This window comes from Pedobacter sp. N23S346 (genome assembly GCF_048515415.1).
Classification (GTDB): Bacteria; Bacteroidota; Bacteroidia; order Sphingobacteriales; family Sphingobacteriaceae; genus Pedobacter.
In genome coordinates, this window is the sequence record NZ_JBLYEE010000002.1 from 274,886 (window position 1) to 299,200 (window position 24,315).

A 24,315-nucleotide genomic window follows, 5' to 3' on the forward strand; every position below is an offset into this window, starting at 1 on the left:
TTGGATAGAAAAATAGCATCGCATATTTTATTACACAAAATGGACGTGAAAAAGTCGTTATTTGATAACCTGCAAAATTTCTTCGGGTTTGATAATTTCAAAGGTGATCAGGAGTCGATCATAACAAATATTTTAGAGGGCAATAACACTTTTGTGATTATGCCAACGGGCGGAGGGAAGTCTATTTGCTATCAATTACCAGCGCTAATGAGTGAAGGAACGGCAATTGTGATTTCGCCCCTTATCGCATTAATGAAAAACCAGGTGGACCAGTTACGGGCCTTTGGTGGAAATGATAGTATTGCTCATTTTCTCAACTCATCCTTAAACAAATCTGAAATTACGCAAGTAAAATCCGACTTGCTCAGCGGGCATACCAAGCTGTTGTATGTTGCGCCAGAATCTTTAGCCAAACAAGATAATATTGAGTTTTTAAACTTGATTAAAATCTCATTCGTGGCTGTAGATGAGGCACATTGTATTTCTGAATGGGGGCATGATTTCAGACCTGAATACCGGAAAATTAAACAGGTAATTGGTGGTTTAGGGGATAATATTCCAATCATTGCACTAACGGCTACGGCAACTCCAAAGGTTCAGCACGATATCATGAAGAACCTTGGCATGTCTGAAGCCACCTTATTTAAATCTTCATTTAACAGGCCAAATCTCTTTTATGAAATCCGCCCAAAGCGTGATATTAATAAAGAAATCATCAAATATATTAAATCTAATCCAGGTAAATCCGGAATCATATATTGCCTGAGCCGTAAAAAGGTGGAGGAAGTTGCCGAAGCCTTAAATCTGAATGGGATTAGTGCTTTGCCTTATCATGCAGGTTTAGACCCAAAGGTTCGGGCAGAAACGCAGGATAAATTTTTAATGGAAGATGCTGAAGTGATTGTGGCAACGATTGCTTTCGGTATGGGTATCGATAAACCTGATGTTCGTTTTGTGATTCATCATGATGTGCCAAAAAGCATGGAAGGCTACTACCAGGAAACGGGTAGAGCTGGGCGAGATGGCGGAGAGGGAATTTGCATCGCTTTTTACGCACAAAAAGATGTAGATAAGCTGGCTAAATTTATGAAAGATAAGCCTGTTTCAGAACGTGAAATTGGCACTCAGATACTAAAAGAAGTGATTGATTATGCAGAGTCTGGCGTTTGTAGACGGAAGCAAATCCTTCATTATTTTGGAGAAAACTTTAACGAAACAGGTTGCAATTGCATGTGTGATAATTGCAAGAAACCTAAAAAGCAATTTGATGCAGAAGAGCAACTGTCTACTTTATTAAAGTTTATTCAAAAAACCGATGAAAAGTTTGATGATGCACATTTGCTGAATGTTTTTCTTGGTTTAGAAACTGCTCAAACCATTGCTTATGAACATAGTAAGGTACCTGAGTTTGGCATTGGTAAGGAAGAAGGTATTCTACTCTGGAAATCGGTAATCCGCCAGGCTGTTTTGAATAATTATCTGTTTAAGGATATCGATAATTATGGCTTATTAAAACTTACCAAGCAAGGGAAAGATTTTATTATCAATCCATATAGCTTAAAGTTTATCTTAAATGAGCCGATTGAGACTGGCGCTGACGATGATGACGACGATGTTAAACAAGGCTCTGGTGCTTTAGATACTCATTTATTGCAACTGCTTAAAGATTTACGTAAAAAAATTGCGAAGCAGAAAAGTGTTCCTCCCTTTGTTGTTTTCCAGGATCCTTCTTTAGAGGAAATGTGTACACATTATCCAATTACTTCTGAGGAATTGAAGCAGATCTCAGGTGTCGGCTCTGGTAAAGCGATGAAATTCGGTACGCCATTTATAGAGCTCATCAAAAAATATGTAGAAGATAATGATATCGAACGCCCGATTGATTTAATCATCAAAACACAGGCGAACAAATCGCAGATGAAGGTGTCTATTATTCAGAATATCGATAGACAAATCGGTTTAGAAGATATAGCCGATTCAAAAGGCATCACTTACGAGGAGATTTTAAAAGAAGTTGAATCAATTGTGAACTCTGGAACAAAACTTAATCTTAACTATTTCATCGATGAAGTGATTGATGATGACAGACAAGATGAGGTTTTCGATTATTTTAGAGCTGCTGAAAATGATTCTATTGATGAAGCCCTTAACGAACTAGGCGAAACAGACTACACGCGTGAAGAAATTCAACTCATGCGAATTAAATTTATGTCGGAACTAGGAAACTAGGTTTTGATGGAAGATGGTAAATGGAAGAGGTAAGATGGTGATGTGTCCCTTTATTTTTTCCGTTTTCCATCTCTCGTTTCCCGTTTTCTATTTCCCATCATCTATAACACATTTCACATGTTAAACTATTTAGATAAAATTAAAAATACCGAATCTGGAAACTTCTTTTTAATGGCTGGTCCATGTGCAATTGAGGGTGAAGATATCGCTTTACGTATTGCTGAAAAGATTATTTCGATCACTGATAAACTTAAAATTCCATACATTTTTAAAGGTTCTTTCCGCAAAGCAAATCGGAGTAAGGGAAGTTCTTTCACTGGCATTGGCGACGAAAAAGCTTTGCGTATTTTAGAAAGGATTGGTAGAGAATTTGGCGTGTCTACGGTTACCGATATCCACGAAAGTAACGAAGCTGCTATGGCTGCCGCTTATGTTGATGTATTGCAGATTCCGGCATTCCTTTGTCGCCAAACAGACCTTTTAATAGCAGCAGCACATACTGGAAAGGTGGTGAATGTTAAAAAAGGACAGTTCCTTTCTGCAGGTTCAATGAAATTTGCGGTAGAAAAAATAAAAGAGGCAGGTAACGATAGGGTGATTTTAACAGATCGGGGAAATACATTTGGTTATCAGGATTTGATTGTTGATTACCGTGGTTTACCCGAAATGCAAAGTTTTGGTGTGCCTGTGGTGATGGATTGTACGCATTCTTTACAACAACCTAATCAAAGCAGTGGTGTAACTGGCGGTAAACCGGAGCTAATATCTACCATTGCAAAAGCGGCGATTGCGGTAGGTGCAGATGGTTTATTTATCGAAACGCATCCTGATCCGGCTAATGCAAAATCTGATGGCGCGAACATGTTGCACTTAGATTTATTGGAAGAGACATTAGTTAAACTAATTAGAGTAAGACAAGCAATCCTATAACCTTGGCCAATTCAAAAGTATTCCTTACCGCCGAATGGCGAAAACTTGCTTTAGCGCAATATGCGGTAAATAAAGAAATTTTGACGAAATATCTTCCGCCAAATACGGAATTGGATGACTGGCAAGGAAAGTATTATGTTAGCCTCGTTGGTTTTATGTTTCTGGATGTAAAGCTTCGTGGATTTAATATTCCCTTTCACACCAATTTTGAAGAAGTGAATCTGCGATTTTATGTGAAATATAAAGATGGACTTGAATGGAAGCGTGGTGTGGTATTTATTAAAGAAATCGTTCCACTATCGGCCATTACTTTTGTTGCCAATACCATTTATAAGGAAAAATACCAAACATTACCGATGAAGCATTTGTGGACAACAACAGCTGGTGAACTTAAAGTGGATTACCTTTGGAAAGCTGAGGAATGGCATAGCTTTTCCATAACTGCCTCTTCCAAAGCAGTGGATATTCCGATCGGCAGTGAGGCAGAATTTATTACTGAACACTATTGGGGTTATACTAAAATAGGCGCAAACAGAACTTCAGAATATGGCGTAGAGCATCCAAGATGGGAAATTTACCCAGTTAAAAGCTTCAAGATAGATGTTAATTTTCAGCTGAATTATGGAAATGATTTTGCCTTTTTAAACGATGCTAAACCAGATTCGGTAATGTTGGCCGAAGGATCTGAAATTAGGGTGATGAAAGGCAGAAAGTTTTAAAAGCATCTGTTTGGTACTTAGCACCTTGCAATTATTGCATTTAAATCAATGCTGAATAATTTGCTGTTTATACTTTCTTGATCATGAAAGATGTTCTGCGGTTACTTTTTCTCCCTGTTTCTGTTTTATTATCTGCAATTGGCCTGCTGGCTCCAAAGCCCTTAAAGGTAAGTCGTTTCGGGTCAATTTCATTTTTAATCAGGTAATTATAAACGGCATTTGCCCGATCAAACGATAATTTCTCATTTAATTTATCGTCGCCAACGTTATCTGTATGGCCTTGAATTTCGATTTGAACACTTCCGTTTTGCTGTAAAAAATCAATTAACAGATTTAGTTCACGTATTGAAGCTGGTAGGAGGCTAAATTTATTGGTGTCAAAAAATATATTTCTTAAGGTGGCATTACCACCAGGCTTTATCTTCTCTATAAATACTTCAACTTGATAGGCTTTATTAATATCACCTTGTTTCAAATCAAAATTTTCAGAATAAAACATATACCCATCAGCATTTACATTAAAAAGGTAGTTACTACCAATCGGCATTACCGCCAGAAATTGACCTGTTTCAGGATCAGTATAGTCATCAAAAACTGGTCTGTTGGTTTTTAAATCAATCACCTGAACATTACTTTCAATTGTTTTTTTAGTATCCTTATCTTTTACAATGCCTTTAACATAAGAAATCTTTAGAGGTTTAGCGACTTCAGGAATTCCAAAACGATAAATATCCTGAACTCCAAAACCATTATTCAAATTGGAAGAAAACATGCCGAAATTTCCGTCGGCGCTTACGATCAAGCCATTTTCATCTTCATAAGAATTAATAGGGTAGCCCATATTTGTTGGCTTGTTGAATTTTCTATTTTCATCCATTCTACTGTAGAAAATATCCTTGTGGCCAAATCCCGGCCAACCATCAGATGAAAAATATAAGGTTCTACCGTCGGCGTGCAGAAAGGGGGTGTTTTCATCAAATGGGGTATTTATTTCCGGACCTAAATTTACGGCAGCGCCCCATTTGGCATCTTCTGTAATGGTGCTTTTCCAAATATCATAGCCACCAGATCCTCCCGGGCGATTACTAATGAAGTATAATGTTCTTCCGTTGGGGCTGATTGCGGGTTGAGACTCCCAATATTCTGAATTTACAGGCTTACCTACATTGTATGGCTCACCCCAATCCTTACCTTCCCGATGTGAAACGTAAATATCACATCTACCTAATCCATCCGGACGGTTACAGCCGGTGAAAAATAAATACTTTCCATCTGGTGATATGGTTTGAGCACCTTCGTTATATTTTAGGGTATTAATTTTAGAAGAAAGGGGAGTTGCTTCTGTCCATACTTCATTTTTGTACTGCGACGTCCAAAAATCTTCATTACCTCCAACTTGCCTGGTGAAAATTAGAATTTCTCCGTCCGCAGTCAGTGCCGGGAAGTATTCTGCATCTACAGTATTTACACCTTTGCCAAGGTTTGTCGGTACATATTTAACAGGTTTATTAATTGCAATGGTAGCGAAATTGCAATCAATCAGGTGTTTTTTTGCTCTTTTAGCCCGATCTGAGGAATCATCCTGCATCAGGAAATCTGTGAAATGCTTTTTAGCTTTATCAAATTCCTGTGTTGCAAACTCAGTTTCAGCTAAACTATAGAGTACTGCAGGTGAAATATTTGGGTTGATTAAAATTGACTTCTGGTAAGAGACCTTGGCATCAGCGTATTTCTTCTGTAGCTTTTGTACATCAGCTAGTAGAATGTAGGCGCCTTGAAACATTGGATCCGCTTCTACTGCACTTTTCAATACCTGTTCGGCAGCTGGGTAATCCAATTTCTCCACCAACGGACCAGCACGTTCGAAAAAAATCTGAGCCTTTTTATTATTTGATGCCTGGGCAAAAGCACCTAGGCCGATTAAAGTAAAAACTAGGGAAAAGCAAAACCTCATAGACAAAACATTGGTTATTAAGCGAATGTATTGTTTTTTAAGGAATATTTAAAAATTTATGTGTTTGTAAAGAAATTTCCCATTTCGGATTGGCCATTACATACTCAATAATCATTGGCGTAATTTCTTTTGATTTTGACCATTCGGGCTGTAAATACAATTTGCAGGTTGGAGACACCATCGCTGCGTATTCTTCTGCCCATTTAAAATCGCTTTTATTAAAAACAATTACCTTCAACTCATGAGCAAATGGCGTAATATCCGGACGAGGAGCCTTAAATTTTTTAGGCGATAAACAGATCCAGTCCCAGTTCCCTGAAAGTGGATAAGCACCAGATGTTTCAATGAATGTTAAAATTCCTCTTTCCTTTAACTTATTTGTTAAATAATCTAGATTATAAATTAACGGTTCTCCGCCGGTAATTACCACGGCCTTACCCGGAAATTGATCAGCGTTATCTACAATTACATCAGAAAGCGTGAGTGGATGCATTTCCGCATCCCAACTTTCTTTAACATCACACCAGTGGCAACCTACATCGCAACCGCCTAAACGAATAAAATATGCTGCCTTGCCAGTGTTAAATCCCTCGCCTTGTATTGTATAGAACTCTTCCATTAAAGGAAGTAATGTGCCGTCTTCTGGTATATATTGTTTCATTTTTGAGGATGCAAATATCTTAAAAAAATATGATGGAGTTGTCCCTCACTCAAAATTTAATCGAAAGATGAAATAACACTGATATATAAGTTATTGAATCGCCATTAAGTTAGGGCGAATGGTGATTGGATTTTTAAATTTATGTTTTTTGATTGCTGCAGGTTAAAGCCAAATGGCAATCCATCTATAAATTTTCTAGTTGATAGCTCCCTTTTACTTACAGCAGTAAATTTCAACTAACTGCACTAATTCAACAAATGCCTCTTGAAAAAATCCTGACAATTTAAAATTTCAATATCTGAGAAATAGAAATCTTCAATATCTTCGGTAATGATACATCTGCATTCGTGTTCTTGAGCGGCATGGTATTCCAGGCCATCTTCAAAGTCATGAATTCTCTTGTTCAGTAAAGTGTCTGAAACTCCTCGTGATAAATTTTCTGCAATTTTTACATGCTGACAGAGTAAATTAATCTTTTGTTTAGCCAATATAGTACCATGTTTTTTTTCCGCGAAATAAAATGCAATTGCCAAACAAAGCGGCGAGGTATAAACTTCAAATTTTGGATGTGATGCTAAACTTAAAATCCGTGAAGAATAGGTGAAGACCGGATATTCTTTATTAAGCACTGATACCAAAACATTTGCATCTAGAAAAATTCTGAGCATAGCTTATTTCTTAGACGAGAAGAATTCATCTTTTGATGATTTGCGACTTGGCTTTACTGTTCTCTTATACTCAACTTCGCCTTCTGCCACCATACTCACCCAATCGCTAATGGGATAATCTTCTAAAGATTTGTACTCGGTAGCAGTTACCTGAGTTAGTAAATGCTCAATTAAACGAGATAAACTAATATTGTTATCAGCAGCATATTTTTTCGCTTTGTTAACCACATCCTGATTAAAGCTTAAAGTAAGTTTTGCATCCATTACATTTGAAATTATATGCAAATATAACTATTTTACGTGCAATTTTAAATAGTTTTACGTAAAAAAAAAATATCTGCAAAAAAAAGCAATTCCGAATGGAATTGCTTTCAATACATTAAGATATTAATATCTTATGAATAAATTTCTTTCCTTGCTGAAGCAAGTGTATTTTTTAATAGCCCAACAATTGTCATTAAACCAACACCGCCAGGAACTGGTGTAATATAGGATGCTTTAGGAGCCACATTTTCAAAATCAACATCTCCATATAATTTAAAGCCAGATTTAGTTTCTGTTGAAGATTCTCGGTTAATACCAACGTCGATGATAATTGCACCAGGCTTAATCATATCTGCAGTTACAAAGTTCTTTTTACCAATAGCAGCGATAACGATATCAGCCTGAAGAACCTGCTCCTTTAAATCCTTAGTGCGGGAGTGGGTGAGTGTTACGGTACAATTACCGGGGTTGGCGTTGCGTGCCATTAAAATACTCATTGGGCTGCCAACAATATTACTTCTACCTACTACAACACAATGTTTTCCGGTGGTATCGATATTGTATTCTTCCAACATAAGTAAAATCCCATAAGGTGTTGCTGGAATGAAGCAGGGTAAATTACGCATCATTCTACCTAGATTTACTGGGTGAAAACCGTCAACATCTTTACGGTGATCAATCGTTTCAGTTACTTTTTCAGGATCAATGTGTTTTGGCAAAGGCAATTGAACAATTAATCCATCAACATCAGCATCTTGATTAATCTCTTCTATTTTTGCTAGAAGTTCTGCTTCAGTTACTGAATTATCATATCTGTGAAGTGAAGATTTAAAACCCACTTTCTCACAGTTTTTCATTTTGCTGGCTACGTAAGTTTCGCTACCACCATCGTTACCAACCAAGATGGCAACCAAATGAGGTTTCCTTCCCGTATTGCTCAAAAAATCAGCAGCTTCTTCAGCAATCTGAACTTTAATTTTTTCTGATACGTATTTTCCGTCTAATAATTTCATCCTAAAGTATCGAATAGTAGTATCGAGTATCAAGACCGGCTGGTCAACTCGAATGCTCATTATGCCTTTAACTATATTATTTTAATTTATTACAAATCTAGATACCTGATACTTATATCTTGATTCTATTTTAATCCAATTTCAAAACTGCCATAAACGCTGATTGTGGAATTTCAACATTTCCTACCTGGCGCATGCGTTTTTTACCTTTCTTCTGCTTTTCTAATAACTTCCGTTTACGGGAAATATCACCACCGTAACATTTAGCGGTTACATCTTTACGTAAGGCACTAAGCGTTTCGCGGGCAATAACCTTCGCACCGATAGAAGCTTGTATTTTAATCTCGAACTGCTGACGGGGAATTAATTCTCTTAATTTTTCGCAGATTTTTTTTCCAAAATCGTAGGCATTGCTTCGGTGAATTAAGGAAGATAAAGCATCAACAGGCTCTTCATTTAATAATAAATCCAAACGAACTAAATCCGATTTACGGTAACCAATTTGATGATAATCGAAGGACGCATAACCCTTAGAAATCGTTTTCAATTTATCATAAAAATCGAATACAATTTCGGCCATTGGCATTTCAAAAATCAACTCAACCCGATCAGATGTTAAATAAGATTGGTTTACAATTGTTCCTCTTTTCTGAATACAAAGTGACATTACCGGACCTACAAATTCTGCCTTGGTAATAATATTTGCTTTAATAAAAGGCTCTTCAACGGAATCCAATTTACTTGGATCTGGTAAATCTGATGGATTATTCACAATAAATTCATCGCCTTTAGTGGTATGTGCAATATACGATACGTTGGGAACAGTAGTGATCACCGTCATATCGAATTCACGCTCCAAACGTTCCTGAACGATTTCCATGTGCAACATGCCCAAGAATCCGCAACGGAAACCGAAGCCTAAAGCTGCAGAACTTTCAGGTTCGAAAACGATAGAGGCATCATTCAATTGCAACTTATGCATCGCCTCACGCAATTCTTCATATTCATCCGTATCAACAGGATATATACCAGCAAAAACCATTGGTTTAACCTCTTCAAATCCTTGAATAGAATCTGTTGATGGCCTGTCTACAGTGGTAATGGTATCGCCAACTTTTACCTCACGTGCCTCTTTAATGCCTGAAATAATGTAACCTACATCGCCGGTTTTTACAACGCTTCTAGGTGACATGTCTAATTTCAGAATTCCAACTTCGTCAGCTAAATATTGTTTTCCAGTATTAATGAATTTTACTTTGTCACCTTTTTTGATTTCGCCGTTTACTACTTTATAATAAGCGATAATCCCTCTGAATGAGTTAAATACGGAATCGAAAATTAACGCTTGTAAAGGTGCTTCAGGGTCGCCAACAGGAGCTGGAACACGGTCTACAATCGCTTGAATAATATCAGGAATTCCCAACCCAGTTTTACCTGAAGCTGGAATAATATCTTCACGTTTACAACCAATTAAATCAATAATCTGGTCTTTAACTTCCTCAGGCATCGCCCCAGGCAAATCCATTTTATTTAAAATTGGTATAATTTCAAGGTCGTGTTCTAAGGCTAAATACAAATTTGAAATGGTCTGTGCCTGAATTCCTTGTGAAGCATCTACGATTAATAAAGCACCTTCGCAGGCGGCAATAGAACGCGAAACTTCGTAAGAAAAATCTACGTGTCCGGGTGTATCAATTAAGTTAAAATTGTACTCAATATCACCAACTTTGTAGTTCATTTGTATGGCATGACTTTTAATCGTAATGCCACGTTCACGCTCCAAATCCATGTTGTCGAGCAACTGCGCTTGCGCTTCACGCTTCGAAATCGTCTCAGTATATTCTAGTAACCTATCGGCTAGTGTACTCTTTCCGTGGTCAATATGTGCAATAATGCAAAAATTACGTATATGCTTCATCTTTGCGCAAAGATATAGTTTTTAATGGAAAATTTAAGATGTTGAGCAAAGCGAAATCCCGATTTTGTCGGGAGAAAATTAATCAATGTCAAACCACCTGATTTTTTAATATTTTGAAAAGTAAAAACACTAGATTTTCGGTTGCTCCCGATGAAGAATCGAGATATACTTCAATCAGGTTTATCCAGCTCAAACATTTGTTCTTTTACCACCGAAACACAGAAATCACATTGAACAAGTTTAATTCAGTGTAAATCTGTGCTTCCGTGGCTAATTATTTCATAACTATTAAATTACACCATGGTTTTCTTCCATTTACCTTTTTTGAATAATATAAAAGCTGCGATGGCTATACCAACTTCTGCAGTTGGAATGGCAATAAAAACCCCAGTCGGCCCCATACCTAAATACTTCGCTAGGAAGTAAGCTAATGGAATCTGAAACAACCAAAAAGCAAAAATATTGATTTTTGTGGGCGTCCACGTATCGCCGGCACCGTTGAATGCACTTGTTAAAACCATGCCCATTCCGTAAATGATAAAACCTATACTTAGGGTTTTTAGCGCGCGACTGGCTATCTCAATTACTTTTTCATCGGAAGTAAAGAATGCAGCGAATAGATGTCCACAGGTTAGGAAAAGAACCGTCACAACTGCCATAAAAACGAAAATATATTTTATGGTTTGGATCACAGACTTTTCAGCCCGGTCAATGTGTCCGGCACCGAGGTTCTGGCCAACCAAAGTTGCAGCTGCATTACTTAATCCCCAGGCTGGTAATAAGAAAAACATCATCAATCTTAAGGCCGTCTGATAACCTGCAGAGCCCTCATCGCCACCAGTGGTTGCCACTAATTCTGCCAGGAATACCCAACTACAACTTGCAATAACGAACTGAAAAATAGCGGGAGCTGCAATCTTAATAATTGCTTTAATCTGTTTTAGATCCGGTATGAAATGGCTAAGACTTATTTTTAATGCATTTTTGCCATTAAATAAATTGTAAAGCTGATAGGTTACGCCCAAACCTCTACCAATTGTAGTGGCAATGGCAGCTCCGGTTAAACCAAATGCAGGTACCGGACCAAAGCCATTGATGAAAATAGGGCAGAGGATAATGTTCGCAATATTAGCAATCCACAAACTTCGCATAGCAATAGCGGCATTTCCTGCACCGCGAAATATTCCATTAATTAAGAAGAGTAGCACAATGATAATGCTTCCGCCCATCATAATACGTGTAAATGTCACACCATGATCGGCTGTTTCTGTCGAAGCGCCCATAAGTAGCAGGATATCTCTGGCATATATCAGCCCAAGAATAGTGATTAAAAGATTGATAATTACTGCTATTATAATGGTTTGCATTCCAGCCCTTGAAGCTGCTTCAGGATTTTTCTCGCCTATTCTTCTTGCCACAACTGCCGTAGCCGCCATACTCAAGCCGATAGCGAGCGAATAAATAATGGTTAGAACGGATTCGGTTAATCCGACAGTTTGTATCGCATGGCTACTGTTTTCGAGGTGACCAACGAAATATAAATCAACTAATGCGAATACAGATTCCATGGCCATTTCCAGCATCATGGGAATAGCTAAGAGAATAATTGCCCGTTTAATCGTGATGGAGGTTAAATCAACTTCGTTGCCTTTTAGCGATTGTACCAATAGATCAAAAAATGATGATAGTTTGCCCTGTGTCTTTGTTGACTGTGACATATAATATAGATAAAATGTAATGTATAAACCAATTGATACGCGGTTAAGCGTACATATCTAGAATTGAAATGGAGGGAATCCTCGGTTATTTAGAACCTCAAACGGATTGCAGATACTATCATGGCTCTGGTCTTATTGATGAGGCAAATATAGAGAAAATTTTTAATTGTCAAGTTTTGATGACAATTTTTTTGAGAATTGATCAACTTTAATCACTGATTGATGGCTTATACTCTCATGTCAATAGCTTTATTTTCTGCCACAGAGACACGGAATGCACGGATTTATAATCTACTCCATCTGTGCAATCCAACCATCTGTGTAATCACTATTATATACTATATGCCTTTATCATTTCTTCAGTAACTTTTGTTCCTCTACTGGTATTTAAATCGATTAGTACATAATCAAATATACCATCGGAGGCAACTTTGCCTGTTTTTTTATTGATAATTTCGAATTGAACGGCACAACCCTTATCATTCATGGTTAATATTCCCGTTCTGATTAACATTAAATCGTTCATTAAAAGTGGACGTTTGAATTTGATATCAACGTGACTTACCACCCAACCTAAACCTTGTTTGGTGAAATGTTCCCAAGGCATGCCATAGAATTTTTCCATTTGCTCGTAACGGGCAGCCAATACATAATCCAAATATTTACTATTATGTACATGGTTAAACATGTCTATGTCATCCGGACGCACACGTAATTCAGTTTCGAAAATGCTAAATTGATTCTTTTCCAAGGGTAAATTTTTTTGCAAATTAAGGTATTTAATACTTGTGATGACAAGTATTATTTTCATTTTATTATCTTTGATATGAAATGGGAAAACTTACGCTATATGATACTTCAATTCCACGCGAAACAATTGCAGAGGAGCGTGAAAGTGTTTATTTAAGTCGTAGTCCGGAGCAACGTTTTTTTAGCATATTACATCTCAATCATATTTCAATAGCTATGAATGGGGGTAGGCCATTAAAATTTCCTCTAGGAAAAGGTTTGGTCATTCGTAAGCCAGCCATATAATTTCCGTCTATGTCTTTTGATAAGGAGAACTCAGAAATGCTTTTATTGCTGGAAACATTTCAGCAGTTTGATTTAAGATATCTTATTGTTGGTGGATTTGCTGTAAACAGATATGGGTACAATCGTACTACGGGAGATTTAGATATCTATTTAAAAGATACCAAAGAAAATCGACAAAATCTGATCTATGCGTTGGATAAAATGGGTTATGGTAGATACGACATGTTATTGTATGTTCCGATTATTGCAGGATATTGCGAAGTGATGATGGATGATGGAATGTATGCAGATTTAATGACCGATATTCCTGGCTTGGATAAAAATAATTTTGATGAGTATTTTCAAATGGCTACTGTTGATGAAATTAATGGGATTAAAGCCAGATTTCTTCATTACAATCATCTTCTTGATAATAAACGCGCCACTAATAGACCTAAGGACCAGTTAGATGTTTTAGAATTAGAACGGATTAATAAAAAAAACTAAATTGAAACATTAAGGCATTAAGATCTTGAGCGCCATTTTAGGTTTCTTAATGTTTATGTTCTGACGAAGTTGTTCCACGCGCTTTTGGTACACTGATTCATTAATGGTATTAAATCCAGATTTCTTCATTACATCTAAAACCAACTTTTAGCGCGAATACTTTTACTTTTAAAGTTAAAACGTTAATCTATCTATTATCTGCAAGCGTAAGTAAATTAACATCGAAGATTGTATAGCGGCTAGAGTGAATAATCTGTAAAACAAAACTTTATGATTCTAAAACGATGTTGCAATGTTCAATTTAACAATTCAGCTATTAAACAATTCGGTATGCTTTGTTAATACGTTAAAAATACTTTATCTTTGCAGCAATTAATTAATTTTATACACTTTAATATTATTCAAGAATGTATTTAAGTACAGAAAAGAAAGCCGAAATTTTTAAAACACACGGCGAAGTAGAAACCAATACGGGTTCTGCTGAAGGTCAGGTAGCGTTGTTTACATACCGTATTGCGCACTTAACAGAACACTTAAAGAAAAATCGTAAAGATTTCTCTACTCAGTTGTCACTTCAAAAATTGGTAGGTAAACGCCGCGGTATTTTGGCTTACTTATACAAAAAAGATATTGAGCGCTATCGTGCTATCATCAAAGCTTTATCGCTTCGTGATATCATTAAACAAAAATAAGCGTAATGTTATCAACAAAAGCCATTCTTTAGAGAATGGCTTTTTACTTTTCCTTTCAAATTTTTAAAGGGAATTATTACAGATAGGTTTTTAAATCTTATCTTCGTTTGCAAAAACAAAAACATATATAAACAAGGTGTGGGCAAAGAGGAAAACACACCACAATTCTAATTAAATGAATGTAATAAAAAAATCGTTCGATTTGGGCGATGGCAGAACAATTGAAATTGAAACTGGTAAATTAGCTAAACAAGCTGATGGTTCGGTTGTAGTGAAAATGGGCGATACCATGTTGTTAGCAACTGTAGTATCAACTGTTGGTGCTAAACCAGGAACTGACTTCTTACCATTATCGGTTGATTATCAAGAGAAATATGCGGCTACTGGTCGTATTCCAGGTGGATTTTTACGTCGTGAAGCAAGATTATCAGATTATGAGGTTTTAATCTCTCGTTTGGTTGATAGAGCTTTACGCCCAATGTTCCCAAGTGATTATCACTCTGATACCCAGGTGATGATTTCACTAATTTCTGCTGATAAAGATATTATGCCAGATTGTTTGGCAGGTTTAGCGGCATCTGCAGCATTATCCGTTTCTGATATTCCTTTTAACGGTCCTATTTCTGAAGTTCGTGTAGCTAAAATTGATGGTAAATTAATTATCAATCCAAAAGCTAGTGATTTAGAGCGTGCAACTTTAGAGTTTATGGTTGCTGGTTCTGCAAACGACATAGGAATGGTTGAAGGTGAGTGCGATGAAATTCAAGAAGATGAAATGGTTGAAGCTTTAAAATTTGCACATGCTGCAATTAAAGTTCAATGTGCTATTCAAGTTGAATTAACTGAAGCTACTGGCAAAACTGTAAAACGTGAATATAACCACGAAGATCACGATGCTGATTTAAGAGCTAAAGTTTTTGCTGATACTTATGATAAGGTTTATGCAATAGCAAAATCTGGTTCTAATAAAGATGAGCGTAAAGTTGGTTTTACTGCAATTATTAATGATTTCTTTGCAGCAATGCCAGAAGATACTGCAGATTTAACTAAAGCAATGGCTAAACATTATTACCATGATGTTCAGTATGATGCAATTAGAAATTTATTATTAGATGAAGGCATTCGTTTAGACGGCCGTAAGACTACCGAAATTCGTCCAATCTGGAGTGAAATTGGTTACTTACCAGCTGCTCACGGTTCGGCTGTATTTACACGTGGCGAAACTCAATCTTTAACATCAGTTACTTTAGGTAGCAAAGATGATGAGCAAATGATTGATGGTGCTTTCGTAAATGGTTATAACAAATTCTTATTGCACTATAATTTCCCTGGTTTCTCAACTGGTGAAGTTAGACCAAACAGAGGTGCAGGTCGCCGCGAAATTGGTCACGGTGCTTTAGCGCAACGTTCATTGAAAAAAGTATTGCCACAAGGTGATGCTAATCCATATACTATCCGTATCGTTTCTGATATTTTAGAATCAAATGGCTCATCATCAATGGCAACTGTTTGTGCGGGTACATTGGCATTAATGGATGCTGGTATTAAAATCAAATCACCAGTTTCTGGTATTGCGATGGGTTTAATTTCTGATGAAAAAACTGGTAAATATGCAATCCTTTCTGATATTTTAGGTGATGAAGATCACTTAGGCGATATGGACTTTAAAGTAACTGGTACTGAAAATGGTATCGTTGCCTGCCAGATGGATTTAAAAATTAACGGTTTATCTTACGAAGTGCTAACCAAAGCTTTATTACAAGCTAAAGAAGGTCGTTTACATATCTTAAATGAGATGAAGAAAACGATCGGTCAGCCGAATGAAGATTATAAACCACATGCTCCACGTATTGTTTCTTTAACGATTGAGAAAGAATTCATCGGTGCGATTATCGGCCCTGGAGGTAAAATTATTCAGGAAATGCAACGTGAAACCGGCGCTTCAATCTCTATTGAAGAAGTTGACGGTAAAGGTATTGTAGAAATATTTGCTGATAATAAAGCAGCAATTGATTCTGCTGTAACGCGTATCCGAAACATCGTTGCCAAACCAGAAATAGGTGAAGTTTACCAAGGTAAAGTGAAATCTATTATGCCATTTGGTGCTTTTGTTGAAGTAATGCCAGGTAAAGATGGTTTGCTACACATTTCCGAAATTTCATGGGAGCGCTTAGAAACTATGGATGGTGTTTTAAAAGAAGGTGATAAAATCGAGGTTAAATTATTAGACATCGATAAACAAGGTAAAATGAAACTTTCCCGTAAAGTTTTATTACCAAGACCAGAAAAACCAACAGCGCCACAAGCGTAACCCCTAAATTCCTAAAGGGGACTTTTAGATACTTCAAAACCCTTTCAGTTTTACTGGAAGGGTTTTTTGTTGAGATATAATTTTGTTTGAAATGATTTTGTAACTTGCATTGTTACTAATTAATACACTATGTTTTTAAGGAAAGCGTTAGTCCAATTCGTCATGCTGAATTTATTTCAGCACTTTTATTGTAATTAAGTCCCTGAAATAAATTCAGGGTGACGATAGCCTTTAGTTGAAATTCTAAACTGAAATAGTATAATATAAAACTGTTATAAATACACTAATGAAATACATCATTGCCCCATCTATACTTTCTGCCGATTTTGGTAATTTACAGCGCGATATCGAAATGATTAATCAAAGTGAGGCCGATTGGTTTCATGTTGATGTAATGGACGGGGTTTTTGTTCCAAATATTTCTTTTGGATTCCCGGTGATGGCTGCTGTAAAAAAGCATGCAACTAAACCGCTTGATGTTCATCTAATGATTGTTGAACCTGATAAATATGTACAGGAGTTTGCAGACGCTGGTGCAGATCGAATTACAGTTCATTACGAAGCATGCACACATTTACACCGAACCATTCAATTAATAAAAGCAGCAGGATGCAAGGCTGGTGTGGCTTTAAACCCGCATACGCCAGTTACATTGTTACAGGATGTAATTGAAGATTTGGATTTGGTTTTAATTATGTCGGTTAATCCCGGTTTTGGTGGACAAGCTTTTATCCATAATACCTACAAGAAAATTCAGGATTTGAAACGCTTGATCGAAGGGAAAAATGAAGACCTGGTTATTGAAGTTGACGGTGGTGTAAGTTTGAAAAATATCGCTGCATTAGTATCTGCGGGCGCAAACGCTTTCGTTGCAGGAAATGCAATTTTTGCAAGCGAAAATCCAACAGAAACGATTGGTAAGATGAAACAGCTAACGAATATTAGTGTAAACATTTAATTGTTTTATTGCTAAATTGTTCCAATGATAAGAAATACGGCGTTATAATCATCTTGATTCTTGATACTCTTATCTTGATACATTTATCCTCATCCTAAAAATGCTCCAATTTCGGCTAATCCTTTTCCTTTTAATTGCCAGTTGCAGTTTAGCTGTAGCACAGCCATTAGTGAAGGTTTCGGGAATAGTTTATAATGAAGAGAAACTGCCACTTTCTCAGGTTACTGTTATGGTATTGGGGCAGGCAAAAAGTACGGTTACCGATGAATTTGGAGTTTACACCATTTACTCGACGTCCAAAAATTTCACTATCAAATATACTTTATTAGGTTATCAACCTCAAAGCGTTAAGTTTAATGAACGATCTGGGGCAAGATTAGTGCATCATGTAAATTTGGTAGTCAATACAAATGAACTTGAACAAGTCAATATCACCAATAAGCAAAATCAGCTTAGCAACACTACCACAATCAATATTTCAGATATCGCCTCAATGCCGCTGGTTTCGGGTAATTTTGAAACCATGCTCAAAACCTTACCAGGCGTTTCAACGAACAATGAGTTAAGTGCACAATATAGTGTTCGCGGTGGTAACTTTGATGAAAACCTAATTTATATTAATGATATAGAAATTAATAGACCGGTTTTAATTCGAAACGGACAACAAGAAGGATTAAGTTTCATTAATGCAGAATTAGTAAGTAAAGCAAAATTTTCTGCAGGTGGATTTGAAGCTAAATATGGCGATAAGTTGTCATCTGTTTTAGATATCAAATATGATAGTCCTGATAGCAATCAAACTATCTTCAGCACCAGTCTTTTAAATACATCGCTCACAACAAAGCGGGTATTAAATCGTGGTTTTCTGTTAGCTAGTCTGCGTTATAAAAACAATACGAGCATATTAATTAAGCAAGACGAGCAAGGAAATTATAATCCCAATTTCGGAGATGCACAGATCATTTATCAATATAATTTTTCTCCTAAATTAAATATCAGTTTTTTAGGAAATGTAAATCTTGGTCAATTCAAATTAGTACCAACAAATCGGGAAACACAATTCGGAACAATAAGTTCAACACTCCGCCTGGATGTAGATTATACCGGACAGGAGATAGACGATTACCAAACGATAGGCACAGGAATTACAACAACCTGGTCTCCAAAACCTAATCTCGTAGTCAAATTTATAAACAGCTACTTCAATACCATTGAAAGGGAGCGGTTTGATATCAATGGAAGTTATATTTTTGCTGAGGAGGATCAAAGTCTGCGATCAGAAAACTTTGGCCCAATTAGCAAAAATAGAGGAATAGGAAGCTATTATAATTACGGACGCAATAGCCTGAACACGCAGATTTTTGCTTCAGAAATTAAGGTGGATCAAAATTTTAATAATCATGTTTTTTCCTGGGGCTTAAAATATGATCGGTCTAGTTATTCAGATCAGTTAAATGAGTATAATTACATCGATTCTGCAGGATTTATTTTACCAACTGCTGGTAAAGATATTGTGCTTCAAAATGTAGTTGATGTGGAGAATCATATCGATATAGAAAATTATAGTGCTTATATTCAAGATAGTTACTCCCTTTCAGATTATGCAGAACTTCAATTAGGTACCCGGGCAACTTATAACTCTTTAAGTGAACAATTGTTGATTAGTCCGAGGATGCTGATTGCTTACAGACCTCACTCGAACAATAAAATTTTGCGTTTTACGGCTGGCGTTTATAAGCAGCCGCCATCGTACAGAACCATCCGGGATTTTTCGGGAAACTTAAATGTTAATCAAAAAGCACAAAGTTCTTATAATACTTCTATTGGTTATGATTATGCTTTTGATGCATTTGGTACACGCTTAAAGTTCACTTCAGAAGCCTATTTTAAATATTCTGATAGGCTGGTGCCCTACAAGATTGATAACTTAAGAATCAGGTATCTGGCTGAAGAAGTGTCTAGAGGTTATGCAATTGGCGCAGATTTTAGCATAGGGGGAGAGTTTGTTAAAGATTTAGTATCCTACTTTCGCATGTCTGTGATGAATGCCAATGAAGATATTATTGGTGATAGCTACATTCAAAATGGTAAAACAATCTATCCTGGTTATTTAAAACGTCCAACTGACCAGCGGGTAAATTTTTCCATTTTCTTTCAAGATAGATTACTGAATAACCCAACCTATAAAGTGCATTTAAACGCATTGTATGGCTCACGTTTGCCGATCGGACCTCCACAAACACCAAAATATTTAGATAAATTTTTTATACCCTCGTACAAGCGGGTGGATATTGGATTTTCTAAAGATTTTCTGGATGATGTTGCCTTGCACAGGCCTAAATTTTTAGATAAAAATTTCAGCTCGGTGATCTTGTTTTTTGAAGTATTTAATCTGCTTAATATTGATAATACAGTTTCTTATCTCTGGTTGAAAGATGTAGATAATGTACAGTATGCGATTCCTAATTACTTAACAGGCAGACAATTTAATTTGAAGTTAATTGTGAAGTTGAAGAATTGAACAAGATTATAGGATTTCAAATTTTTACCGAGGAACTTGCATTTGGGGTTTTAGCCAAGTAATAAGATTTGTACGGAAAACCATCCCAAGAAATACAAACTCTGAGTTATCTAAACCCGACAGGAGCGGAAATACTTTTTGTTACAGCAACGCTGAATATGCCGAAATGCTGAGGAACGAAGCATCTGCAGCTGATGAAACAGATTCTTAGTTTCTTAGAATTACAGAAGTTGACAAAAAGATTGAAGCGGATGGCGGGACTGTTGCAACCCAAAAGCTACTGTTTTTGCTTTTCAAATAATTTAAATTTTGAATATTAGATTAATCGTTTTAATTACAAAAACTGCAACAAAACCATCAATTTCCTGCTGATTTTTAACAAAATTTAATTTTTTATGATACGATTTTATAGGCATAACTGCTTTAAAAATTTTACATTTACGCCCATAAAACATTATATAATAAGATGAAGCATAATTTTGGCGCAGGCCCTTGTATTTTACCTCAAGAAGTGTTTAAACAAGCAGCACAGGCAGTTTTAGATTTTAACGATGGATTATCAATTTTAGAAATTTCGCACAGAACAACCGAATTTGAGGCAGTTGTTGCTGAAGCAGATAAATTGGTAAAAGAGTTATTAAACGTGCCATCGGGTTATTCCGTTTTATTTTTACAAGGCGGTGCAAGTTTACAATTTGCAATGGTTCCGATGAATTTATTGGGAGATGGACAAACTGCAAGTTATTTAGATTCTGGAGTTTGGGCAACCAAAGCATTAAAAGAAGCTAAGTTTGTAGGTAATGTGAATGTAGTTGCTTCTTCGAAGGATGCTAACTATACCTTCATTCCAAAGGATTTTGAAATCCCTGCTGATAGTGCTTATTTTCACTATACATCTAATAATACCATTTATGGAACAGAGCTTTTCAATGTTCCTGAAACCAGTGTTCCTATCGTTTGCGATATGTCATCTGATATCATGAGCCGTGTAATCGACGTTTCAAAATTCGATTTAATTTATGCCGGTGCACAGAAAAATGTAGGACCTGCAGGTTTAACAATCGTTATTATAAAAGATGAAATTCTAGGTAAAATTGACCGTAAAATTCCATCGATGTTAAATTATCAATCACATATTGATAATGGTTCGATGTACAACACACCTCCGGTATTTTCTGTTTATGTTGCTTTATTAAACCTTCGCTGGTTGAAATCAAAAGGTGGTGTTGCAGATATTGAAAAAGAAAATAAGCAAAAAGCTGAAGCACTATATAGAGAAATAGATCGCAACCCTTTATTTAAAGGTACCTGTGCCTTAGAAGATCGTTCGAAAATGAATATCTGTTTTGTAATGGAGAATGCAGAGTTAGAGAAACCATTCTTGAAATTTGCTGAAGAGCAAGGCATAATCGGCATTAAGGGACACAGAAGTGTTGGTGGTTTCCGTGCTTCTATGTATAATGCATTACCAATTACAAGTGTTCACGCTTTAATTGAGGCAATGCAGACTTTTGAAGAGAAGCAAGCGAAAACAAACTAATTTAAATTATAATCACAGATTATCGGTGTAATCCTGATAATCTGTGCAATCATAAATAACGATGATTAAGATATTAGCAAACGATGGAATAGACCCTATCGGAAAAGAATTATTAGAAAAAGCAGGTTTTCAGGTTGATACAGAAACCATTCCTCAGGATCAATTGGCTGAGGCTTTAAAAAACTATGATGCAATAACCGTTCGTAGTGCAACGAAAGTTAGAAAAGAATTAATTGATGCCGTTCCTAATATCAAGTTGATTGGTAGAGGTGGAGTAGGTATGGATAATATTGATGTTGAATATGCACGTAGTCAAGGTGTTGCTGTGGTAAATACACCTGCTGCATCTTCTTTGTCAGTAGCTGAGTTAGTTTTTTCTCACTTATTTACGGGAATCAGATTTTTACAAGATGCTAACCGTAAAATGCCAGTTGAAGGTGCAACTCAATTCAATAACCTTAAAAAAGCATATGCAAAAGGAACTGAATTAAGTGGTAAAACTATAGGTATTATCGGTTTTGGACGTATCGGTCGCGCTACTGCAAAAGTGGCTTTAGGTTTAGGAATGAATGTTTTGGCTTATGATTTATATCCTTCTGAATCTGAAATTACATTAGAATTTCAAGGTGGAAAATCAGTAAGTATTCCAATTAAAACGGTTTCTTTAGATGAAGTAATTGCTGGAAGTGATTTCTTTAGCTTACATACACCATTTGCAGATAAGCCTATTTTAGGAGCTGAGGAATTTGCCAAAATGAAAAACAATGTTGGTATTGTAAACTGTTCCCGTGGTGGAACAATTGATGAGCCAGCTTTAATTGAAGCTTTAAATTCTGGTAAAGTTGCCTTTGCTGGTTTAGACGTTTTTGATAACGAACCTACGCCTCTTGCTGAAATCCTAACTCACCCAAAAATTTCTTTAACTCCACACATCGGTGCATCAACTAATGAAGCACAAGAACGTATTGGTACGGAATTGGCAACTTTAATTATTGAGCATTTTAAGAAATAAATTCATTTTAGACCTTATAGGTTTTTAAAACCTATAAGGTCTAAATTTCTAATCCAAGGTTTTAGTAAGCACCCAATATCGATAACCCAATATCGCTTTTTGAAAAGTAGTTAATTTATTGGGATCTTTCTTATATAAACTTGGTAATATTACTTTGTTGAGTTTCCCCAAGATTTTAAACACTTGTTTTTTCATAACGCTTAAGTCTTTTATTAAAGAAAAAGAACATGCCAATTATCACCAGAATTAAGATGATGATAATATATGTTGAAATGCCGTAACTATCAGACTTAGCCTCTTTTTGAAGTGTTTCGTTCTGATCTTGAAGCTTCTTGATGGTTTGCATATAACCTTCAATCCGTTCTTGAGAATGATCCGCAACCTCAACTTTCTGTTGGTTTTGCAGGTCTTTATATTCCATTAATATTTTCAACTCCTTGAAGATATTATTATCTGTCAACACCACCTGGCGAAGTATTTCATTAGAATTTTTGATATCTTTTTTAGTTTGCCAACCAAATATTCCGGTTCGTTGGTTTAAACTTTCATCATATTGGCCAAAACGTTCACTACGCTCCGTAAGCAAAGTATTAACTTTAATCCTTTGTGAGGCATAAGCAGTTGTATCTTGCTGGGCAAACGTCTGAAAATGAATGATTAGGATAGAGAACAAACAGATATAATTTTTCATGATCTATAAACGTAAAAAGAGTAGAAGTTGTTTGAGGAGAGGTTCATTGGTTCATTTGTCATTAGTTAGCAAAGAGATTAGCTTTTCGCAGTTAAAGGGAATGTTACGCGTTTTTCGTTTGACGTTTTGGGCCTTTATCTTTCAACTCGGCACTCTTTAAACTTTAGTCTTTCAGCTTTGCTCTTTCAGCTTTGATCTTTCAGCTTTTTGCTCCCTTAAGAATGAAATTCAACCCGCACGATATCGCCTAGGTGCAAGCCAAGTAAACCGCTGGCTTTACCTTTATTAATAGCAATTTCCAGGTGGTTACTAATCCCAAAGAGACAAAGTTTTTCGCCTTCCTGAACTTCGTTATAATGCCAGCTTAACTGCGTGATGGTTTCACTCTTTCTAAAGTATAAAGTGAAATCGCGGTTTTTTTGAATTTTTGTAAAAAGATCTTTTGTGATATTTGTAATCACATTGCAAAAAGTATCAATATAAACTACACTTCCCCGGATGATATCTCGCTCGATAACAGGGTGTAGAAGCATCTTCTGCTCAATTTCAGCTACAGGTAAACCGATGTCTTTTAACCGGCCACCTTTTGCTAAATGTGTAGCTGCTTTAACAAAAATATCAACTAAGGGAAAGTGAAGATATTTGAGGTCTTGCATGATGTTTAACTCTACTACATCCTCCGGAACGTCGTCAAAAAGCAAGGAAAAGATACCGTTATCAGCGCCAACAAAATAATGATCACGGTGCTTAATCGCAATGTATTTAGTGTTTTCACTGTATACAGAATCAATCCCAATTAGGTGTACGGTGTTTTTAGGGAAGTAAGGATAAGCATTTTTTAAAACGAAAGCCGCATAGGAGATGTTGAATGATGGAACTTCATGGGTAATATCCACTAAATTAACATTAGGCATAAGACTAAACAGGCTACCTTTAAGAGCGCTCTGGTAAAAATCTTTCGAACCTAAATCTGTTGTTAAAGTAATTATACCCAT

20 protein-coding genes are annotated in these 24,315 nt (G+C 36.2%); 10 read left to right on the forward strand and 10 right to left on the reverse strand.

Annotated elements, in window-relative coordinates:
* Positions 1–39: 39 nt before the first annotated feature.
* From recQ to ACN1CD_RS05010, 3 genes are all read left to right on the forward strand, one after another.
* Entirely contained in the window at positions 40–2,229 is a 2,190-nt protein-coding gene (gene recQ, locus ACN1CD_RS05000) for a DNA helicase RecQ (protein WP_419129631.1), read from the forward strand.
* Positions 2,230–2,346: 117 nt separating this feature from the next.
* Complete coding sequence (kdsA, locus tag ACN1CD_RS05005; RefSeq protein ID WP_419129217.1) at positions 2,347–3,159, forward strand: 3-deoxy-8-phosphooctulonate synthase; 813 nt, start codon at positions 2,347–2,349, stop codon at positions 3,157–3,159.
* 2 nt (positions 3,160–3,161) lie between these two features.
* Positions 3,162–3,878 carry a YqjF family protein gene (locus tag ACN1CD_RS05010; protein ID WP_419129219.1) on the forward strand — a complete coding sequence of 239 codons (717 nt, stop codon included), beginning with the start codon at positions 3,162–3,164 and terminating at the stop codon, positions 3,876–3,878.
* A 67-nt stretch (positions 3,879–3,945) separates the two neighbouring features.
* Here ACN1CD_RS05010 and ACN1CD_RS05015 read toward each other — a convergent pair whose 3' ends face one another.
* From ACN1CD_RS05015 to ACN1CD_RS05050, 8 genes are all read right to left on the reverse strand, one after another.
* Entirely contained in the window at positions 3,946–5,832 is a 1,887-nt protein-coding gene (locus tag ACN1CD_RS05015) for an OmpA family protein (protein ID WP_419129221.1), read from the reverse strand.
* A 37-nt stretch (positions 5,833–5,869) separates the two neighbouring features.
* Positions 5,870–6,493 carry a 7-carboxy-7-deazaguanine synthase QueE gene (locus ACN1CD_RS05020; protein WP_419129223.1) on the reverse strand — a complete coding sequence of 208 codons (624 nt, stop codon included), beginning with the start codon at positions 6,491–6,493 and terminating at the stop codon, positions 5,870–5,872.
* A 245-nt stretch (positions 6,494–6,738) separates the two neighbouring features.
* Positions 6,739–7,161, reverse strand: a complete 423-nt coding sequence (locus ACN1CD_RS05025; RefSeq protein ID WP_419129225.1) for a type II toxin-antitoxin system VapC family toxin — start codon at positions 7,159–7,161, stop codon at positions 6,739–6,741.
* A 3-nt stretch (positions 7,162–7,164) separates the two neighbouring features.
* Positions 7,165–7,425: a DUF6364 family protein gene (locus tag ACN1CD_RS05030; protein WP_419129227.1), complete on the reverse strand. Its 261-nt coding sequence runs from the start codon at positions 7,423–7,425 to the stop codon at positions 7,165–7,167.
* A 131-nt stretch (positions 7,426–7,556) separates the two neighbouring features.
* Complete coding sequence (locus ACN1CD_RS05035) at positions 7,557–8,438, reverse strand: bifunctional 5,10-methylenetetrahydrofolate dehydrogenase/5,10-methenyltetrahydrofolate cyclohydrolase (protein WP_419129229.1); 882 nt, start codon at positions 8,436–8,438, stop codon at positions 7,557–7,559.
* A 130-nt stretch (positions 8,439–8,568) separates the two neighbouring features.
* Complete coding sequence (gene lepA, locus ACN1CD_RS05040; protein WP_419129231.1) at positions 8,569–10,356, reverse strand: translation elongation factor 4; 1,788 nt, start codon at positions 10,354–10,356, stop codon at positions 8,569–8,571.
* Between the two features lie 293 nt (positions 10,357–10,649).
* Positions 10,650–12,074 (reverse strand): MATE family efflux transporter, encoded by a 1,425-nt coding sequence (locus ACN1CD_RS05045; RefSeq protein ID WP_419129233.1) that lies wholly within the window; start codon positions 12,072–12,074, stop codon positions 10,650–10,652.
* A 331-nt stretch (positions 12,075–12,405) separates the two neighbouring features.
* Entirely contained in the window at positions 12,406–12,825 is a 420-nt protein-coding gene (locus ACN1CD_RS05050) for an acyl-CoA thioesterase (RefSeq protein WP_419129235.1), read from the reverse strand.
* A 293-nt stretch (positions 12,826–13,118) separates the two neighbouring features.
* Between ACN1CD_RS05050 and ACN1CD_RS05055 the strand changes: the two genes are divergently transcribed.
* The 7 genes from ACN1CD_RS05055 (at position 13,119) to ACN1CD_RS05085 (ending at position 22,629) form a co-directional block, all read left to right on the forward strand.
* On the forward strand, positions 13,119–13,595 hold the full coding sequence (locus ACN1CD_RS05055) for a hypothetical protein (RefSeq protein ID WP_419129237.1): 477 nt from the start codon (positions 13,119–13,121) through the stop codon (positions 13,593–13,595).
* A 407-nt stretch (positions 13,596–14,002) separates the two neighbouring features.
* The gene (gene rpsO, locus ACN1CD_RS05060) at positions 14,003–14,287 is read left to right on the forward strand and encodes a 30S ribosomal protein S15 (RefSeq protein ID WP_131537188.1); all 285 of its coding nucleotides are present in this window, start codon (positions 14,003–14,005) and stop codon (positions 14,285–14,287) included.
* Positions 14,288–14,462: 175 nt separating this feature from the next.
* Entirely contained in the window at positions 14,463–16,598 is a 2,136-nt protein-coding gene (gene pnp, locus ACN1CD_RS05065; RefSeq protein ID WP_419129238.1) for a polyribonucleotide nucleotidyltransferase, read from the forward strand.
* A gap of 286 nt (positions 16,599–16,884) precedes the next feature.
* Positions 16,885–17,556, forward strand: a complete 672-nt coding sequence (gene rpe / locus ACN1CD_RS05070) for a ribulose-phosphate 3-epimerase (RefSeq protein WP_419129239.1) — start codon at positions 16,885–16,887, stop codon at positions 17,554–17,556.
* Between the two features lie 100 nt (positions 17,557–17,656).
* Positions 17,657–20,077, forward strand: coding sequence for a TonB-dependent receptor (locus ACN1CD_RS05075; RefSeq protein WP_419129240.1), 2,421 nt, complete (start codon positions 17,657–17,659; stop codon positions 20,075–20,077).
* A 466-nt stretch (positions 20,078–20,543) separates the two neighbouring features.
* On the forward strand, positions 20,544–21,617 hold the full coding sequence (serC, locus tag ACN1CD_RS05080; RefSeq protein WP_419129241.1) for a 3-phosphoserine/phosphohydroxythreonine transaminase: 1,074 nt from the start codon (positions 20,544–20,546) through the stop codon (positions 21,615–21,617).
* Between the two features lie 61 nt (positions 21,618–21,678).
* Positions 21,679–22,629 (forward strand): D-2-hydroxyacid dehydrogenase, encoded by a 951-nt coding sequence (locus ACN1CD_RS05085; RefSeq protein ID WP_419129242.1) that lies wholly within the window; start codon positions 21,679–21,681, stop codon positions 22,627–22,629.
* Between the two features lie 175 nt (positions 22,630–22,804).
* Here the strand turns inward: ACN1CD_RS05085 and ACN1CD_RS05090 are convergent, their stop codons facing one another.
* Positions 22,805–23,320 carry a hypothetical protein gene (locus tag ACN1CD_RS05090; protein ID WP_419129243.1) on the reverse strand — a complete coding sequence of 172 codons (516 nt, stop codon included), beginning with the start codon at positions 23,318–23,320 and terminating at the stop codon, positions 22,805–22,807.
* Between the two features lie 215 nt (positions 23,321–23,535).
* A complete protein-coding gene (locus ACN1CD_RS05095) occupies positions 23,536–24,315 on the reverse strand; it encodes an SAM-dependent chlorinase/fluorinase (protein ID WP_320462806.1) in 780 nt (259 codons plus the stop codon).

Bases quoted from the DNA above. Each gene is read 5' to 3' on its own strand.
- recQ (WP_419129631.1), top strand. From the start codon at position 40: ATGGACGTGAAAAAGTCGTTATTTGATAACCTGCAAAATTTCTTCGGG.
- kdsA (WP_419129217.1), top strand. From the start codon at position 2,347: ATGTTAAACTATTTAGATAAAATTAAAAATACCGAATCTGGAAACTTC.
- ACN1CD_RS05015 (WP_419129221.1), bottom strand. From the start codon at position 5,832: ATGAGGTTTTGCTTTTCCCTAGTTTTTACTTTAATCGGCCTAGGTGCT.
- ACN1CD_RS05020 (WP_419129223.1), bottom strand. From the start codon at position 6,493: ATGAAACAATATATACCAGAAGACGGCACATTACTTCCTTTAATGGAA.
- ACN1CD_RS05025 (WP_419129225.1), bottom strand. From the start codon at position 7,161: ATGCTCAGAATTTTTCTAGATGCAAATGTTTTGGTATCAGTGCTTAAT.
- ACN1CD_RS05030 (WP_419129227.1), bottom strand. From the start codon at position 7,425: ATGGATGCAAAACTTACTTTAAGCTTTAATCAGGATGTGGTTAACAAA.
- ACN1CD_RS05035 (WP_419129229.1), bottom strand. From the start codon at position 8,438: ATGAAATTATTAGACGGAAAATACGTATCAGAAAAAATTAAAGTTCAG.
- lepA (WP_419129231.1), bottom strand. From the start codon at position 10,356: ATGAAGCATATACGTAATTTTTGCATTATTGCACATATTGACCACGGA.
- ACN1CD_RS05045 (WP_419129233.1), bottom strand. From the start codon at position 12,074: ATGTCACAGTCAACAAAGACACAGGGCAAACTATCATCATTTTTTGAT.
- ACN1CD_RS05055 (WP_419129237.1), top strand. From the start codon at position 13,119: ATGTCTTTTGATAAGGAGAACTCAGAAATGCTTTTATTGCTGGAAACA.
- rpsO (WP_131537188.1), top strand. From the start codon at position 14,003: ATGTATTTAAGTACAGAAAAGAAAGCCGAAATTTTTAAAACACACGGC.
- pnp (WP_419129238.1), top strand. From the start codon at position 14,463: ATGAATGTAATAAAAAAATCGTTCGATTTGGGCGATGGCAGAACAATT.
- rpe (WP_419129239.1), top strand. From the start codon at position 16,885: ATGAAATACATCATTGCCCCATCTATACTTTCTGCCGATTTTGGTAAT.
- ACN1CD_RS05075 (WP_419129240.1), top strand. From the start codon at position 17,657: ATGCTCCAATTTCGGCTAATCCTTTTCCTTTTAATTGCCAGTTGCAGT.
- serC (WP_419129241.1), top strand. From the start codon at position 20,544: ATGAAGCATAATTTTGGCGCAGGCCCTTGTATTTTACCTCAAGAAGTG.
- ACN1CD_RS05085 (WP_419129242.1), top strand. From the start codon at position 21,679: ATGATTAAGATATTAGCAAACGATGGAATAGACCCTATCGGAAAAGAA.
- ACN1CD_RS05090 (WP_419129243.1), bottom strand. From the start codon at position 23,320: ATGAAAAATTATATCTGTTTGTTCTCTATCCTAATCATTCATTTTCAG.
- ACN1CD_RS05095 (WP_320462806.1), bottom strand. From the start codon at position 24,315: ATGGGTATAATTACTTTAACAACAGATTTAGGTTCGAAAGATTTTTAC.